General features: G+C 60.9%; 18 protein-coding genes. 10 read left to right on the top strand and 8 right to left on the bottom strand.

The genetic code is table 11. The annotated features are described in order from the left end of the window. Positions 1 to 36: 36 nt before the first annotated feature. A complete protein-coding gene (locus AU074_RS33795) occupies positions 37 to 432 on the top strand; it encodes a hypothetical protein (RefSeq protein WP_143503702.1) in 396 nt (131 codons plus the stop codon). Continuing rightward, complete coding sequence (locus AU074_RS27355; protein WP_076017378.1) at positions 429 to 1,214, top strand: outer membrane protein OmpK; 786 nt, start codon at positions 429 to 431, stop codon at positions 1,212 to 1,214. The genes AU074_RS33795 and AU074_RS27355 overlap by 4 nt, the downstream gene beginning before the upstream one ends. 113 nt (positions 1,215 to 1,327) lie before the next feature. On the opposite strand, the gene AU074_RS27350 is transcribed toward AU074_RS27355, so the two are convergent. Together AU074_RS27350 and AU074_RS27345 are read right to left on the bottom strand one after the other, a co-directional pair. Then, a complete protein-coding gene (locus AU074_RS27350; protein WP_076017377.1) occupies positions 1,328 to 2,473 on the bottom strand; it encodes a patatin-like phospholipase family protein in 1,146 nt (381 codons plus the stop codon). A 32-nt stretch (positions 2,474 to 2,505) separates the two neighbouring features. After that, positions 2,506 to 3,441 carry a lipid A biosynthesis lauroyl acyltransferase gene (locus AU074_RS27345; RefSeq protein ID WP_076017376.1) on the bottom strand — a complete coding sequence of 312 codons (936 nt, stop codon included), beginning with the start codon at positions 3,439 to 3,441 and terminating at the stop codon, positions 2,506 to 2,508. Positions 3,442 to 3,559: 118 nt separating this feature from the next. Between AU074_RS27345 and minC the strand changes: the two genes are divergently transcribed. From minC to AU074_RS27320, 5 genes are all read left to right on the top strand, one after another. Next, positions 3,560 to 4,297, top strand: coding sequence for a septum site-determining protein MinC (gene minC / locus AU074_RS27340; protein WP_076017375.1), 738 nt, complete (start codon positions 3,560 to 3,562; stop codon positions 4,295 to 4,297). Between the two features lie 200 nt (positions 4,298 to 4,497). After that, positions 4,498 to 5,310: a septum site-determining protein MinD gene (minD, locus tag AU074_RS27335; protein ID WP_003209098.1), complete on the top strand. Its 813-nt coding sequence runs from the start codon at positions 4,498 to 4,500 to the stop codon at positions 5,308 to 5,310. A gap of 3 nt (positions 5,311 to 5,313) precedes the next feature. Then, positions 5,314 to 5,568 (top strand): cell division topological specificity factor MinE, encoded by a 255-nt coding sequence (minE, locus tag AU074_RS27330; RefSeq protein WP_003175252.1) that lies wholly within the window; start codon positions 5,314 to 5,316, stop codon positions 5,566 to 5,568. 191 nt (positions 5,569 to 5,759) lie between these two features. Further along, positions 5,760 to 6,395 (top strand): RluA family pseudouridine synthase, encoded by a 636-nt coding sequence (locus AU074_RS27325; RefSeq protein WP_063032017.1) that lies wholly within the window; start codon positions 5,760 to 5,762, stop codon positions 6,393 to 6,395. A 171-nt stretch (positions 6,396 to 6,566) separates the two neighbouring features. Then, on the top strand, positions 6,567 to 7,856 hold the full coding sequence (locus AU074_RS27320) for a M18 family aminopeptidase (protein WP_003209095.1): 1,290 nt from the start codon (positions 6,567 to 6,569) through the stop codon (positions 7,854 to 7,856). A 123-nt stretch (positions 7,857 to 7,979) separates the two neighbouring features. Here AU074_RS27320 and glp read toward each other — a convergent pair whose 3' ends face one another. Both glp and moaB read right to left on the bottom strand, forming a co-directional pair. After that, positions 7,980 to 9,206, bottom strand: coding sequence for a gephyrin-like molybdotransferase Glp (glp, locus tag AU074_RS27315; protein WP_076017374.1), 1,227 nt, complete (start codon positions 9,204 to 9,206; stop codon positions 7,980 to 7,982). Continuing rightward, on the bottom strand, positions 9,190 to 9,729 hold the full coding sequence (moaB, locus tag AU074_RS27310) for a molybdenum cofactor biosynthesis protein B (RefSeq protein ID WP_076017373.1): 540 nt from the start codon (positions 9,727 to 9,729) through the stop codon (positions 9,190 to 9,192). Before moaB ends, glp begins: the two co-directional genes overlap by 17 nt. Before the next feature lie 75 nt (positions 9,730 to 9,804). Between moaB and mobA the strand changes: the two genes are divergently transcribed. Together mobA and AU074_RS27300 are read left to right on the top strand one after the other, a co-directional pair. Continuing rightward, positions 9,805 to 10,407, top strand: a complete 603-nt coding sequence (gene mobA / locus AU074_RS27305; protein ID WP_076017372.1) for a molybdenum cofactor guanylyltransferase MobA — start codon at positions 9,805 to 9,807, stop codon at positions 10,405 to 10,407. 80 nt (positions 10,408 to 10,487) lie between these two features. Then, entirely contained in the window at positions 10,488 to 10,709 is a 222-nt protein-coding gene (locus AU074_RS27300) for a YgdI/YgdR family lipoprotein (RefSeq protein WP_076017371.1), read from the top strand. A gap of 58 nt (positions 10,710 to 10,767) precedes the next feature. Here the strand turns inward: AU074_RS27300 and AU074_RS27295 are convergent, their stop codons facing one another. The 3 genes from AU074_RS27295 to AU074_RS27285 form a co-directional block, all read right to left on the bottom strand. Next, positions 10,768 to 11,658, bottom strand: a complete 891-nt coding sequence (locus tag AU074_RS27295) for a pseudouridine synthase (RefSeq protein ID WP_143503706.1) — start codon at positions 11,656 to 11,658, stop codon at positions 10,768 to 10,770. Positions 11,659 to 11,723: 65 nt separating this feature from the next. Beyond that, complete coding sequence (locus tag AU074_RS27290) at positions 11,724 to 12,059, bottom strand: hypothetical protein (protein WP_003209087.1); 336 nt, start codon at positions 12,057 to 12,059, stop codon at positions 11,724 to 11,726. A 74-nt stretch (positions 12,060 to 12,133) separates the two neighbouring features. Further along, positions 12,134 to 12,370, bottom strand: coding sequence for a glutaredoxin family protein (locus tag AU074_RS27285; protein WP_026078284.1), 237 nt, complete (start codon positions 12,368 to 12,370; stop codon positions 12,134 to 12,136). Positions 12,371 to 12,512: 142 nt separating this feature from the next. Between AU074_RS27285 and AU074_RS27280 the strand changes: the two genes are divergently transcribed. After that, the gene (locus AU074_RS27280) at positions 12,513 to 14,234 is read left to right on the top strand and encodes a monovalent cation:proton antiporter-2 (CPA2) family protein (protein ID WP_076017370.1); all 1,722 of its coding nucleotides are present in this window, start codon (positions 12,513 to 12,515) and stop codon (positions 14,232 to 14,234) included. On the opposite strand, the gene AU074_RS27275 is transcribed toward AU074_RS27280, so the two are convergent. Next, on the bottom strand, positions 14,221 to 15,429 hold the full coding sequence (locus AU074_RS27275; RefSeq protein ID WP_076017369.1) for an ammonium transporter: 1,209 nt from the start codon (positions 15,427 to 15,429) through the stop codon (positions 14,221 to 14,223). The genes AU074_RS27280 and AU074_RS27275 overlap by 14 nt on opposite strands. Between the last annotated feature and the right edge of the window lie 131 nt (positions 15,430 to 15,560).

Below are 15,560 nucleotides of genomic sequence, written 5' to 3'. Positions count from 1 at the left end.
GTCACAACAAAAACAATAACGATCAGGGAATACACCATGCACGCCATTCACCCGGGGCCGGCTACCCGCCGTGCCCCATTCTCGCCCCGCGCGCTCTGTAACGGCGCACTTGAGCACCCGCCTCGGAGTCAGTATTCTCGGCGCCCGCTCAAATCGACTCAAAAAAAAACAGCGAATGTAAAAGCTGACTGCAAGGCCAACTTATCCGGGCCCCAAGTCCGCAGCCAACGTGTGCAAAAACTCTCCGAATTCGACTGTGGTCATCACAGCCGACGGGGATTTTTTGGCTTTTTAAACACCTTGGCGCAGCTCTTGCTAAAAGCATTAAAGCTGACCGAACAGACGATTTTTGCGGCAAGCAAAAAGACGCCACACCAGAGCGTCCGCTTAGAAAAAAAACCAGAAACCTTTACCTCGGGAGCAACCGAATGAAACGTACTGTGAACAGCCTGATGCTGGCAGGATCCCTGCTGGCCGGGGGCCAGGCCATGGCCGGTGATCTGCTGCAGTGGCAGAACAACAGCCTGACTTATCTGTGGGGCAAGAACTTCACCGTTAACCCGCAGATCCAGCAAACCGTAACCTTCGAACACGCCGATGCGTGGAAGTACGGCGACAACTTCTTCTTCCTCGACCGCATCTTTTACAACGGCAAGGAAGACGGCAACGTCGGCCCAAGTACTTACTACGGCGAGTTCAGCCCACGTTTGTCGTTCGGCAAGATCTTCGACAAAGACCTGTCGTTCGGCCCGATCAAGGACGTGTTGCTGGCGTTCACCTACGAGTTCGGCGAAGGCGACAACGAGTCGTACCTGGTGGGTCCTGGTTTCGACTTGGCAATCCCCGGCTTCGACTACTTCCAGCTGAACTTCTACCAGCGCCAGACCGAAGGCAATCGCCCGGGTGATGGCGTGTGGCAGATCACGCCGGTGTGGTCGTACACGATTCCGGTGGGCAACTCCAATGTGCTGATCGACGGGTTTATGGACTGGGTCGTGGATAACGACAAGAACGCCCGTGGCACTTACCACGCCAACCTGCACTTCAACCCGCAGATCAAATATGACCTGGGCAAGGCGCTGCATTGGGGCGATAAGCAGTTGTATGTCGGTATCGAATACGACTACTGGAAGAACAAGTACGGGATCCAGGACAGCGGCGCGTTCGAGACCAATCAGGACACCGCGAGTTTGTTGGTGAAGTACCACTTCTGATGTTTCTCCTGTAGGAGCGAGCTTGCTCGCGAAGACCGCAAGAACACCGCGCCTATTCTGAATAAACGCGCCGCTCTCAGGTTCTTCGCGAGCAAGCTCGCTCCTACAGGGAATCAGGTCAGGCCTAGAAACCGCTTTAGCTCTTCGCGCTTGGCCAGCGCATCCCGCCGTCCCAATTCGATCAACTCGCTGCAATACCCCGCCTCGAACAGCAGGTAACTGAGCACGCCCGCCCCGCTCGTTTTGGTCGCCCCCGGCCCACGCAGAAACAGGCGCAATGCCGCCGGCAACTCCTGACGATGACGTGCCGCGATTTCGTCGATCGGCTGGCTTGGTGCAATCACCAGCACCTCTACCGGTGCCAAACCCTGTATCGCCGCATCGGCAGGCAACACATGGCTGAACTGGTTCAGGCGCTCAAGCAATTCGATGTCGCTTTCCAGGCTATCGATGAACGTGCTGTTGAGCATGTGCCCACCGATCTGCGCCAAAGTCGGCTCCTGGCCGGTGAAGGTACGTACCGGGTTCGAAGGGTCGTTGCCGCGCGGGTTGCCACTGACGCCCACCACCAGCACCCGGCTGGCTCCCAGGTGCAACGCAGGGCTGATGGGTGCCGATTGCCGGACGGCACCGTCGCCAAAATATTCCTGGTCGAGTTTGACCGGCGCAAACAGCAACGGAATCGCCGAGCTGGCCAGCAGGTGTTCAACGGTTAATTGCGTGGGAATACCGATACGCCGATGGCGCAGCCAGGCATCGATGGTGCCGCCGCCCTGATAGAAGGTCACGGCTTGCCCGGACTCGTATCCGAAAGCGGTGACGGCCACCGCATGCAAGTGTTTCTGGCGGATCGCCTCGTTGATGCCTTCCAGGTGCAGTTTGTCACGCAACAAATCCCGCAGCGGCGAACTGTTGAGCAGCGCCACAGGCACTTGCGCACCAATCCCCAGCAGGCTGTGAATAAGGAAACGACTGGCCTGGCTGACCACTCCGGGCCAGTCACTGCGCAGCACCAGATGGCTGCGAAAGCCTTGCCAGAAGGCGGTCAGACGCTGGATGGCGGCGGTAAAGTCCATGGCGCCGCTGGCCAGGCTCACCGCATTGATCGCCCCGGCCGAGGTGCCGACAATCACCGGAAACGGATTGGCCGCCCCCGGCGGCAACAGCTCGGCAATCGCCGCCAATACCCCCACCTGATAGGCGGCCCGCGCCCCGCCGCCGGAAAGAATCAAGCCTGTGACCGGTTCAGCTGGGCGCATTGCATCACTCCATGGTGCTTGGGGACTTCAGATCAACGACGGCGTTTTTCGTACAGCTTAGGCTCACCCGGTGGCCGGCTCTTGAAGCGGCGGTGGGTCCACAGGTATTGCTCGGGGCATTCGCGCACGGAAGCCTCGACCCACTGGTTGATGCGCAGGCAATCGATCTCGTCGGATTCACCCGGGAAGTCGGTCAGCGGCGGATGGATCACCAGGCGATAACCGCTGCCGTCGGCCAGGCGTTCCTGGGTGAACGGCACTACCAGCGCTTTGCCCAGGCGTGCGAACTTGCTGGTGGCCGTGACGGTGGCGGCCTGAATACCGAACAACGGCACGAAGATACTTTGCTTGGCGCCGTAGTCCTGGTCCGGTGCGTACCAGATCGCACGGCCGGCCCGCAGCAGCTTGAGCATGCCGCGCACGTCTTCACGCTCTACGGCCAGGGAATCAAGGTTGTGCCGCTCGCGGCCTCGGCGCTGGACGAAATCGAACAACGGGTTGCCGTGTTCGCGGTACATGCCGTCGATGGTGTGCTTCTGCCCGAGCAAGGCGGCGCCGATTTCCAGGGTGGTGAAATGCAGGGCCATGAGGATCACGCCCTTGCCTTCCAACTGCGCCTGCTTGAGGTGTTCCAGCCCTTCGACGTGGGCCAGGCGCGCGAGCCGCGGCTTGGTCCACCACCAGCTCATGGCCATCTCGAAAAAAGCGATGCCGGTGGAGGCAAAGTTTTCCTTGAGTAAATGTTGACGTTCTTTGGCGGATTTTTCCGGGAAGCACAGTTCCAGGTTTCGCGCGGCAATGCGTCGACGTTCACCGGCCACCCGGTACATTCCCGCACCCAAGGCACGGCCAATCCCCAGTAAAGCCCGGTACGGCAACTGCACAATCAGCCACAGCAAACCGAGCCCCAGCCATAGCAGCCAGAAACGCGGGTGAAAAAATACAGCTCGAAAACGCGGGCGATCCATTAAAGATTCCGGTAAAGACAACGGCCGCGCATTCTACAACGGTTCGACCCGGCTTGCGGCTAGCGGATGTTCTCGTTATAAGTCTCGACACTTTTCGTGACAAGCCGCTTTGCCGACCATGAGCCAAACCGAACCGCTAGACCAAGATCCCGTGTTCCAGTTGAAAGGCAGCATGCTCGCCATTACCGTGCTGGAACTGGCCCGCAATGACCTTGACGCCCTGGACCGCCAGCTCGCCGCCAAGGTCGCCCTGGCGCCGAACTTCTTCAACAATGCGCCGCTGGTGCTGGCCCTGGACAAACTCCCGGCCGGCCAGGGCGCTGTCGACCTGCCCGGGTTGATGCGTGTGTGCCGCCAGCATGGCCTGCGCACCCTGGCGATTCGTGCCAGCCGTATCGAAGACATTGCCGCGGCGATCGCCATTGAACTGCCAGTACTGCCGCCGTCCGGCGCACGTGAGCGTCCGCTTGACCCGTTGGTCGGCGAAGAGAAGAAAAAACCCGAGAAACCACCAGAGCCGACGATCAAGCCTACAAAGATCATCACCTCTCCCGTGCGGGGCGGGCAGCAGATTTACGCCCAGGGTGGCGACCTTGTCGTCATCGCCCCGGTAAGCCCGGGGGCGGAACTTCTTGCCGACGGAAACATCCATGTATACGGCCCCATGCGCGGTCGTGCACTGGCCGGCATAAAGGGTGACACCAAGGCCCGTATTTTTTGCCAGCAGTTGACCGCTGAGCTAGTGTCCATCGCAGGCCAGTACAAGGTTTCGGAAGATTTGCGCCGCGATCCGCTGTGGGGGGCCGGGGTACAAGTCAGCCTGTCGGGCGATGTGTTGAACATCACCCGTCTTTAACGGATACTGCCGCATTTTCCAAGCATCTCTAGACTCTGATAGCACAGCGAAACCGGCAATACTTGTGTAGGAATAATTGAAAGCTGGCGTTTCCCCTACGGAAACCACATCTTTTTCCTACAAAGGCTGTCCGCCTGCAGCGAGTATCAAGAGATGTTTTTCAGGGACTGAAAGTCCTTTTTCCTTAGGGGTGAAACACCTTGGCCAAGATTCTCGTGGTTACATCCGGCAAGGGTGGTGTGGGTAAGACCACCACCAGCGCCGCTATCGGTACCGGCCTCGCTCTGCGCGGCCACAAGACAGTCATCGTCGACTTCGACGTCGGCTTGCGTAACCTCGACCTGATCATGGGCTGTGAACGCCGCGTGGTGTACGACTTCGTCAACGTAGTCAACGGCGAAGCCAACCTGCAACAGGCCCTGATCAAGGACAAGCGCCTTGAGAACCTGTACGTGCTGGCCGCCAGCCAGACCCGCGACAAAGATGCGTTGACCAAAGAAGGCGTAGGCAAAGTCCTCGCTGAACTGAAGGAAACCTTCGAATACGTAGTGTGCGACTCCCCGGCGGGTATCGAAACCGGCGCTCACCTGGCGATGTACTTCGCCGACGAAGCCATCGTCGTGACCAACCCGGAAGTGTCGTCGGTACGTGACTCGGACCGCATGCTCGGCCTGCTGGCCAGCAAGTCCCAGCGCGCCGAGAAAGGTGAAGATCCGATCAAGGAACACCTGCTGCTGACCCGCTACAACCCTGAGCGCGTCAGCAACGGCGAAATGCTCGGCGTTGAAGACGTCAAGGAAATCCTCGCCGTGACCCTGCTGGGTGTGATCCCGGAATCCCAGGCCGTCCTGAAGGCATCCAACCAAGGCGTGCCGGTGATTCTTGACGACCAGAGCGACGCCGGCCAGGCGTACAGCGATGCCGTTGATCGCTTGCTGGGCAAGACCGTGGAACATCGCTTCCTCGATGTTAAGAAGAAGGGATTCTTCGAGCGTATCTTTGGAGGCAACTAAACAATGAAATTTCTCGACTTCTTTCGCGCCAACAAAAAGCCAAGTACCGCGTCGGTAGCGAAAGAGCGTCTACAGATCATCGTGGCGCACGAACGCGGCCAACGCAGCACTCCGGATTACCTGCCAGCCTTGCAGAAGGAACTGGTGGAGGTGATCCGCAAGTACGTCAATATCGGTAACGATGACGTGCATGTCGCCCTGGAAAATGACGGCAGCTGCTCGATTCTGGAACTCAATATCACCCTGCCTGATCGTTGATCGAAAAGGCGGTCGCCACGGCGGCTCGGTTACTGGGCTTCTGTAGGAGCGAGCTTGCTCGCGAAGGACGTTAACGATAACGCGCTCATACTGAATGGGCGTGTTGTTCTTGAGTTTTTCGCGAGCAAGCTCGCTCCTACAGGAACTTCGGCAACCCAGCCGCCGTTGGCGTTTGTTACGAGGCTGTTTTAATGCCGTTGTCCAATGTCCACATCCTTCATCAGGACGCCGCTGTCCTGGTGGTGAACAAGCCTACCCTGCTGCTCTCGGTGCCCGGTCGCGCCGAAGACAACAAGGACTGCCTGATCACCCGCCTGCAGGAAAACGGCTACCCCGAAGCCCGCATCGTCCATCGCCTGGACTGGGAAACGTCGGGCATCATCCTGCTGGCCCGCGACGCCGACACCCACCGTGAACTGTCGCGCCAGTTTCATGACCGCGAAACCGAAAAGGCCTACACCGCACTGTGCTGGGGCCAACCGGAACTGGACAGCGGCAGCATCGACTTGCCATTGCGCTACGACCCGCCGACCAAGCCACGGCACGTGGTGGACCACGAGTTCGGCAAGAACGCGCTGACCTTCTGGAAGGTCCTGGAACGTTGCGGCGACTGGTGCCGGGTTGAGCTGACGCCGATTACCGGACGCTCACATCAACTGCGTGTGCACATGCTGTCCATCGGGCATCCGTTGTTGGGCGATGGGTTGTACGCCCATGAGCAGGCCTTGGCGGCCTGGCCGCGCCTGTGCCTGCATGCCAGCATGTTGAGCTTCACCCATCCCCAGAGCGGCGAGCGCTTGCGCTTCGAGTGCCCCGCGCCGTTTTAAGCTGCAAACGCAATTAAAATGTGGGAGCGGGCTTGCTCGCGAATGCGGTGGATCAGTTAGCTCATTCAGCAACTGACACACCGCATTCGCGAGCAAGCCCGCTCCCACATTTGTTCTGTGCACTTATCCCGTCGGACGGTAAACTCGCGCCATTGCTGTCTGGAGCTACTTATGCGCGAAGAGTTGAACCAAGGCCTGATCGACTTCCTCAAGGCCTCCCCTACCCCGTTCCATGCCACCGCCGCCCTTGCACAGCGCCTGGAAGCCGCCGGTTTCCAGCGTCTTGACGAGCGCGAGACCTGGACCACCGAGGCCAACGGTCGCTACTACGTGACCCGCAACGACTCCTCGATCATCGCCTTCAAGCTCGGCCGCCACTCGCCCCTGCAAGGCGGTATTCGCCTGGTCGGCGCCCACACCGACAGCCCTTGCCTGCGGGTCAAGCCACAGCCGGAACTGCAACGCCAGGGCTTCTGGCAACTGGGTGTGGAAGTGTACGGCGGCGCGCTGCTGGCGCCGTGGTTCGACCGCGATTTGTCCCTGGCCGGCCGCGTGACCTTCCGTCGTGACGGCAAGGTCGAAAGCCAGTTGATCGACTTCAAGCTGCCCATCGCGATCATCCCCAACCTGGCCATTCACCTGAACCGTGAAGCCAACCAGGGTTGGGCAATCAATGCCCAGACCGAGCTGCCGCCGATCCTCGCGCAGTTTGCCGGTGACGAACGTGTGGACTTCCGCGCGGTGCTTACCGAACAGTTGGCCCGTGAACACGGTTTGAACGCCGATGTGGTGCTCGACTATGAGCTGAGCTTCTACGACACCCAGAGCGCCGCGGTGATTGGCCTCAATGGCGACTTTATCGCCGGTGCCCGCCTCGACAACCTGCTGTCGTGCTACGCCGGCCTGCAAGCCCTGCTCACCGCCGAAACCGACGAAACCTGCGTGCTGGTGTGCAACGACCACGAAGAAGTCGGCTCGTGCTCCGCCTGCGGTGCCGACGGCCCGATGCTGGAGCAGACATTGCGTCGCCTGCTGCCCGAGGGTGATGAGTTCGTACGCACCATCCAGAAGTCGCTGCTGGTATCTGCCGACAACGCCCACGGCGTGCACCCCAACTACGCCGAGAAGCACGACGCCAACCACGGCCCGAAACTCAATGCCGGCCCGGTGATCAAGGTCAACAGCAACCAGCGCTACGCCACCAACAGCGAAACCGCCGGGTTCTTCCGCCACCTGTGCATGGCTGAAGAAGTGCCGGTGCAGAGCTTTGTGGTTCGCAGCGACATGGGTTGCGGTTCGACCATCGGCCCGATCACTGCCAGCCACCTGGGCGTGCGCACCGTGGATATCGGTTTGCCGACGTTTGCCATGCACTCGATTCGCGAGCTGTGCGGCAGCCACGACCTGGCGCACCTGGTGAAGGTGTTGAGTGCGTTTTACGCGAGTCGTGATTTGCCTTGATCGTCTGACCTCCTGTAGGAGCGAGCTTGCTCGCGAAAATCGCCAACGATAACGTGGGCATCCTGGATGCACGCGGTGTTCTCTGGTTTTTCGCGAGCAAGCTCGCTCCTACAGTGGGGGGGATCAGTTCAGAACTTCACTCAACGGAATGAAGTTGACCCGATCACCGATCTCCAGCGTCGTGCCTTCCAGCACTTCCACCAAACCTTCGGCCCACGCTGCACTGCGCAGCACACCCGAGCTCTGGTTGCGGTAGATGATCGCCTTGCCCTGCTCCAGCCGCCCGCGCAGATACTCGCGACGATTCCCCGGCTTGGCCCAGACAAACCCCACCGGCACTTCAATGCGCAACGGCTGCACGTCTTCGACACCCTGGCGGCGCAACAGGTAAGGCCGCGCCAGCAAGGCAAAGGTCACCAGCGTCGATGCCGGATTGCCCGGCAAACCGATCACCGGTACGCCACGGAAATGCCCGAATGTCAGCGGCTTACCCGGCTTGATCGCCAGCTTCCACAGCGCCAGCTCGCCCTCTTCCCGCAGCGCAATCCCGAGGAAATCCGCCTCGCCCACCGACACACCGCCGGTGGACAGAATCAAGTCGACCGAGCCCAATGCGCCCAGGCGTTCGCGGGTTTGTTCCAGGTCATCCGGCAGGATCCCGGCGTCCACCACTTCACAGCCCAGGCGCTCCAGCCAGCTGCACAGCACCCGGCGATTACTGTTGTAGATCTGCCCGGGTCCCAGCGGCAGGCCCGGCTCGATCAACTCGTCGCCGGTGGACAGCACGGCCACGCGGGCGCGTCGCACCACATCCAGCCGATCACGACCCAGCGAAGCCGCCAGGCCCAACTCGATCGGGCCAAGACGTGTGCCGGCGGGCAACACCAGTTCGCCGACCGTGGTTTCCTGGCCTTGGGGACGGATGTTTTGATCCACCTGCAACGCTTCGGTGAAGCTCACCCGCTGATCGGGGTGGACCACGGCGTTTTCCTGCATCTCAACGCAGTCCGCGCCTTCCGGAACCGGGGCACCGGTGAAGATTCGCGCACAGGTGCCGGCGGCCAAAGGCTCCGGTGCCGTGCCTGCGAAAATGCGCTGGCTGACCACCAACGGCTCGCCGGTCCAGTCCGCCAGGCGCAGGGCGTAACCGTCCATGGCGCTGTTGGGCCAGGGTGGCAAGTCCAGGGTCGAGATCAGCGCCTGCGCCAGCACGCGACCATCGCACTCAGCCAGCGGCAACGTTTCCTGCTCACGAATCGGCGCTGCCTCGGCCATTGCCAGCAGTTGTTCGAGGGCGTCTTCTACCGGCATCAACGCACCGGTCTTGCCCGGCTTACCCACGGGATTCACAGGGCTCGGCCTGTTTCAAATGCGCGACGAAGTTGCACGGGCGGTGACGGTTATCCAGTTGCTCGGCGAGAATCCCGTCCCAACCGGTGCGCACCGCGTTGGTGGAGCCCGGCAGGCAGCACACCAAGGTGCCATTGGCCAGGCCGGCCAGGGCACGGGACTGCACGGTGGAAGTGCCGATATCGGCCACGGAAATTTGCCGGAACAGTTCGCCGAAACCGTCCACCTGTTTATCCAACAGGCAGCTCACTGCTTCCGGGGTGCTGTCTCGGCCGGTAAAGCCGGTGCCGCCGGTGATCAACACCACTTGCACCACGTCTTCGGCAATCCAATGCGCCACTTGCGCACGGATTTTGTACAGATCATCTTTAAGCAGAACACGCTCGGCCAGCAGGTGGCCGGCAGCGGTCAGGCGGTCGACGAAGACCTGGCCCGACGTGTCGGTTTCCAGGGTGCGGGTGTCACTGACCGTCAATACAGCGATATTCAGGGGTACAAAGGGCGCATCAGCCTTGGCTTTCATGGCTCGGTCCGGTTGTCGAAGGAACAGCCCGATGTTATATCACAGCCCCCCGTTTCACTGCCCGCAGGAGCCGCCATGCCAAGCCATTCTTCCCCTCTGCCCTGCTCCGTGCTGTTGCTGGCCGGCGGCCGTGGCCAGCGCATGGGCGGCCTCGACAAGGGCCTGCTCGACTGGCACGGTCAGCCGTTGATTGCGCACCTGCATCGTCTGGTGCGGCCTTTGACCGACGACCTGATCATCTCCTGCAATCGCAACCAGCCGCAGTACGCGACCTACGCCGATCAATTGGTCGGCGATGACAGCCCGGATTTCCCCGGGCCACTGGCCGGCATCCGCGCAGGACTTGCGGTGGCACAGCATGCGCATCTGCTGGTGCTGCCGTGTGATGTGCCGCAGATCGACACGCGATTGCTCGCGGACCTGCGCAGCACGGCGCAGCAAAATCCGTTGTTGCCGGTGATGGTGCGCCACGGCGATTTCTGGGAGCCACTGCTCTGCGTCGTACCGACGCGGCTGCGCGAGCGGTTCGATGAGGCTTGGGCCGCCGGCGAGCGCAGCCCGCGCCGGATCATGCAGGCGCTGGGGGCCCTGGCCCTGGATTGCCCCGCCGACGACCCACGCCTGGCCAACCTCAATACACCGGAGTTGTTGCACCGCCCGCCCAGCGTGTCAGAATGAGCGTCGAACAAGGAACTTTGCCGACGTTACACACGTCACAAGGTCAGTACTCAACAAAGCATTCTCTCGGAGACAAACTCATGACTCAACGGACCATCGCCGCTCTCATGCTTGCACTGGGCCTCGCTACCCTTGCCGGTTGCGCCTCGCCTACAGTGATCACCCTGAATGACGGTCGCGAAATCCAGGCCGTCGACACTCCTAGTTTCGACAAGTCCACCGGTTTCTATGAATTTCAGCAACTGGATGGTAAGCAAACCCGGATCAACAAGGATCAGGTTCGCACCGTTAAAGACCTGTAAGTCTTAACGCCAGATACAAAAAAGCCCGCGTAATGCGGGCTTTCTCGTTCCTGGGGGTTTACCAGTCCAGGCTGATCTCGCTGCGAAAGTTACGCTCCAGACCGGTAACCGGGTCGATGAAACGCACGCCTTGGGCCAGCAGCTTGAGTGGGTTGGCGTAATCGTCCTCGGCATCCTTGATGACATCGGGGTAGAACGGGTCGTTACAGATACTCGCGCCCAACGCCGTCATGTGCACCCGCAACTGATGCTTCTTGCCGGTCACCGGAAACAGGCCGTAGCGCCATAGGTCGCCGTTCTTTTCCCGCACCTCGACCGCCGTCTCGGTATTGCTCGCGCCCTCGCCTTCCTGCATGCGAAAGAACGGCTCACCATCCACCAGCCGGCTTTTGTGCACCAGCGGAAAGATCAGCCCAGGTAATGCCGGAGCAATGGCTTCGTAGAACTTGTCGATCTTGCGCGTGGGAAACAGCTGCTGATACGCCGAGCGCGTCTGCGGGTTTGCCGAAAACAGCACCAGCCCGGCGGTATGCCGATCGATACGATGCAGCGGCACCAGGGCCGGGTTGTCCAGGCGACGAATCAAGCGCCGCAACAGCGTCTGCTCGACATACTCGCCGGCGGGCGTTACCGGCAGGAAGTGCGGCTTGTCAGCCACCACCAGGTGTTCATCGGCGTACAGGATCGTCTCCTGCACCGGGATCACTTTCTCGTTCGGTACTTCGCGGAAATAGTAGATGCACAGGCCTTCGCGGTAGGCCAAGTCCTGAGTGATAGGTGCGCCGTTGATGTCCAGCACCCGGCCCCGGGCGATGCGGTCCAGCCATTGTTCACGGCTGATGGCCTGGAAGTGCTCGCACAGACACTCCAGCACGGTGGCCCAGGCGCCCGGCGGCAAGTACAAGGTGCTGGCTTGATGCTGGGCAGCGGAAAAAACGGACATGGGCAGGCTCAACGCATGGACATACAGGCGGGCATTATCCCGCATGCGGCCGGATCAGGCCCAGCACAGTTTCAAGCCTTGGCCAATTCTGCGCGCAGCACCGGCGACGCACTGGCTGCCTCGGTGAATTCCTTGAGCCAGCGCAGCACATCCACCGCTTCCCAGCGGCCCGGGTCATAAAGCGCGTACAGCAAGCCCTGATAGCCCACCACATCCAACTGCTTGTGATAACCGGCACGCTGGAACAGCGCCTCGATCTCGGCAAAGCAGGTATTGAAGTGCACTTTGTTAAACGGCGTCTTGCCTTCCGTGACCAGGCCATCGAGGCGCAGCTCGTTCACCGCGTCGCGCACGACGTCGGCGGACATGCGATTGACGCTGCTTTTCAGTTGTTCAACATTCACCACGGGCGTTCCCTCTCATTCAATCGCTGTACAAACATACAGTAACTGAATAATCGGGAACTCGCCATCGCAGAGTGCTAGAGAAGAAAGCTCACCACCTGCGCTTCATCGAACGGCCAATCCAGCTCCGCGCCCGTATCCACCCGGCGCAGCACCGGAATACGCAGGCCGTAGGCTTCGAACAAGGCCTCGGAATCGGCGATATCCACCAACTCCACCAGCAGGCCGTGCTCGACCAACGGCATGATTTCGGCTTCGGCAAACTCGCAAAGATGGCAGCCCAGGGTGCCGAACAACTGACATTCAGGAAGCATGGCAAAGGATCCGAGAAGAATCAGGCGACTATTCTAACAGCGTCGGGGCATGGCAAAAGCCTGACCCAGATCAGGATGGCCTATAACTGATTCAGTGATTCTCGCGACTTTTTTTCCCGTAATACCTGCAATGGAGCTGTGCGTGTTTGCCAACCTGTTGATTATCCTGGCCTCCTCTCTGGTGGTGATTGCGCTGTTTCGCCGCCTGCAACTGCCACCGGTGCTGGGCTATCTGTGCGTCGGCCTGGCCGTAGGCCCCACCGCGCTCGACTGGGTCAATGACAGCGAAGAACTGCCAGACCTTGCAGAACTGGGGGTGGTGTTCCTGCTGTTTTCCCTGGGCCTGGAGTTTTCCCTGAGCAAAATGCTCAGCCTGCGCCGGGTGGTGTTTGGCCTCGGCAGCCTGCAGGTGCTGTGCTGCGGGCTGCTGCTGGGCGGCTTGCTGGTGCTGTTTGGCCTGTCGCCGACGACTGCACTGTTACTCGGCGCAGGCCTGGCCTTGTCGTCCACCGCGATCGTCAGCAAGGAGCTGACCAGCCTTGGCGAAGTCTTCAGCAGCCACGGCCAGAATGCGATTGGCGTGCTGCTTTTTCAGGACGTAGTAGCGGTGTTGCTGCTGACCCTGGTGCCCGTGTTCGCCGGCGCCAGCGAGCAAGCCTGGTACTGGGCGTTGCCGCTGACCCTGGGCAAAACCGTGGTGCTGTTCCTCGGCCTGCTGCTGGCCAGCCGTTGGTTGCTGCCGCGTTTGTTCCGTGAGGTGGCGGCATCCCATTCGGCCGAGTTGTTCGTGCTGCTGGCACTGGTGATTGTGCTGCTCACCGCCTGGCTGACGCACCTGTTGGGCCTCTCCCCGGCCCTTGGCGCTTTTCTCGCCGGAATGCTGTTGGGGGAAAGCCATTACCGCCACCAGATCGAAGCCGATATCCGACCGTTTCGCGACATCCTGCTGGGACTGTTTTTTGTCAGCATCGGCATGCTGATCGACCTGCAATTGTTCATCAGCCACAGCCTGTTGATTCTCGGCCTGACCCTCACCCTGATGCTGATCAAAGGCTGCGTCGTCGCGCTACTGGTGCAACTGCGCGGCAGCGACGGCGAAACCGCCTGGCGCAGTGGCTTGGCGTTGGCTCAGGGCGGTGAGTTTTGTTTCGCCTTGATGGCGCAAATGCAGCAAAGCCGCCTGATGCCCGCCGACATCAGCGGGCTGCTGCTGGCCGCCACGTTCTGCTCGATGCTGCTGACGCCACTGCTGCTCAGGGCGGCACCCGCGATTGCCCTGCGCCTGCACCGCAAGCCCAATCAGCAAGTGCAGCTTGAAGAGATCACCGTCCTCAACGCCGAGCTGCGAGGCCATGCGGTGATCTGCGGTTATGGTCGGGTTGGCCAGTCCATCGGGCGCTTCCTGCACCGTGAACAACAAGCCTTCATCGCTCTGGATGACGACCCCGAGCGGGTCCAGGAAGCGTCCTCTGAAGACAACGCCGTGCACTACGGCGACTGCCGCCGTGGTGCCCTGCTCAGCGCCGTTGGCCTGGAACGTGCGCGCCTGGTGGTGATCGCGGTGGACAACAGCGACGTCGCCCTGACCGTGCTCAACGAAGCACGGCGGATCAACCCGAACGTGCCGATCCTGGTGCGCACCCGTGACGACAGTCAACTGGCCGAACTGAAGGCTGCAGGCGCGACCGAAGTGGTGCCCGAGTTGCTGGAGTCGAGCCTGATGCTCGCCTCCCACGCGCTGATCCTGCTGGGGTTGTCGGACCAGCAGGTGAAGGACCGCTTGGATGAGGTACGCCAGAGCCGCTATCAGCTGCTACAGGGTTTCAACCACGACGAAGGTGACACGCCCCTCAATCCTGACTGACCGCCCCAATCTTGTGGATCGACAGATCCGCACCGTAATACTCTTCCTCCTGACTCAGGCGCAGGCCGCTCACGCGCTTGATCACGCCGTACACCAGGAAGCCGCCGGCCAGCGCCACGACCACGCCCAGCGCGGTGCCGATCAACTGGCTGATCAGGCTCACGCCGCCCAGACCACCCAGGGCGGTCTGGCCGAAGATCCCGCAGGCAATCCCGCCCCACACACCGCACAGCCCGTGCAGCGGCCACACACCCAGCACATCGTCGATCTTCCAGCGATCCTGGGCCGCGATGAAGAACCAGACGAACAAGCCGCCCGCCACCGCGCCTGTCACCAGGGCGCCCACCGGGTGCATCAGGTCGGAGCCAGCACAGATCGCGACCAACCCGGCCAGCGGACCGTTGTGCAAGAAGCCTGGGTCGTTACGCCCGATCACCAATGCCGCCACGGTGCCGCCGACCATCGCCATCAACGAGTTGACCGCCACCAGCCCGCTGACCCCGGACAGGGTTTGCGCACTCATGACGTTGAAGCCGAACCAGCCGACGATCAAGATCCACGAGCCCAACGCGAGGAATGGAATGCTCGACGGCGCGAATGCCACCAGGCGCCCTTCCCGATAACGTCCCTGGCGCGGGCCGAGCAGCAACACGGCCGCCAGTGCCAGCCAACCGCCCATGGCGTGCACCACGACGCTGCCGGCAAAGTCATGGAAGCTCGCGCCGAAGCTGGCCAGCAACCAGGCTTGCAGTCCGTAATTGCCATTCCACACCATGCCTTCGAAAAACGGGTAGATGAAGGCTACGATCAACGCGGTGGCACACAGTTGCGGCGCAAAACGTGCGCGCTCGGCAATCCCACCGGAGATGATCGCCGGGATCGCTGCTGCAAAGGTCAGCAGGAAGAAGAATTTCACCAGGCCGTAACCGTGGTCGGCGCTGATCACCGCCGCCGGTTGCATGAAGGTCACGCCGTAGGAGATCCAATAGCCTATAAAGAAATAGGCCAGTGTGGAGATGGCGAAGTCACTGAGGATTTTCGACAGGGCATTGACCTGGTTCTTCTGGCGCACGGTACCGACTTCCAGGAAGGCAAAGCCGGCGTGCATGGCCAGGACCATGACCGCACCAATCAGAATGAACAGCGTATTGGAACTGTGGACGAGGGTGTCCACCGCGCTTTGCAAATTTTCCATGGAGGATGGCAGGCCTGCACATGCAGGAAAAAGCACCAAAGCAGTTCATGACCTTCATGACGCGCACTAAATTGGCCCCGACGGTTCGACCTTCTTTTGAGGCCGTGAACCGGTTTAGCGCAGCGATCATT

Origin of the sequence: Pseudomonas sp. ATCC PTA-122608 (assembly GCF_001952855.1) — a bacterium.
Lineage (GTDB): Bacteria > Pseudomonadota > Gammaproteobacteria > Pseudomonadales > Pseudomonadaceae > Aquipseudomonas.
The sequence above is the reverse complement of the archived record's forward strand: the minus strand, read 5'-3'. Positions and strand labels throughout refer to the sequence as shown.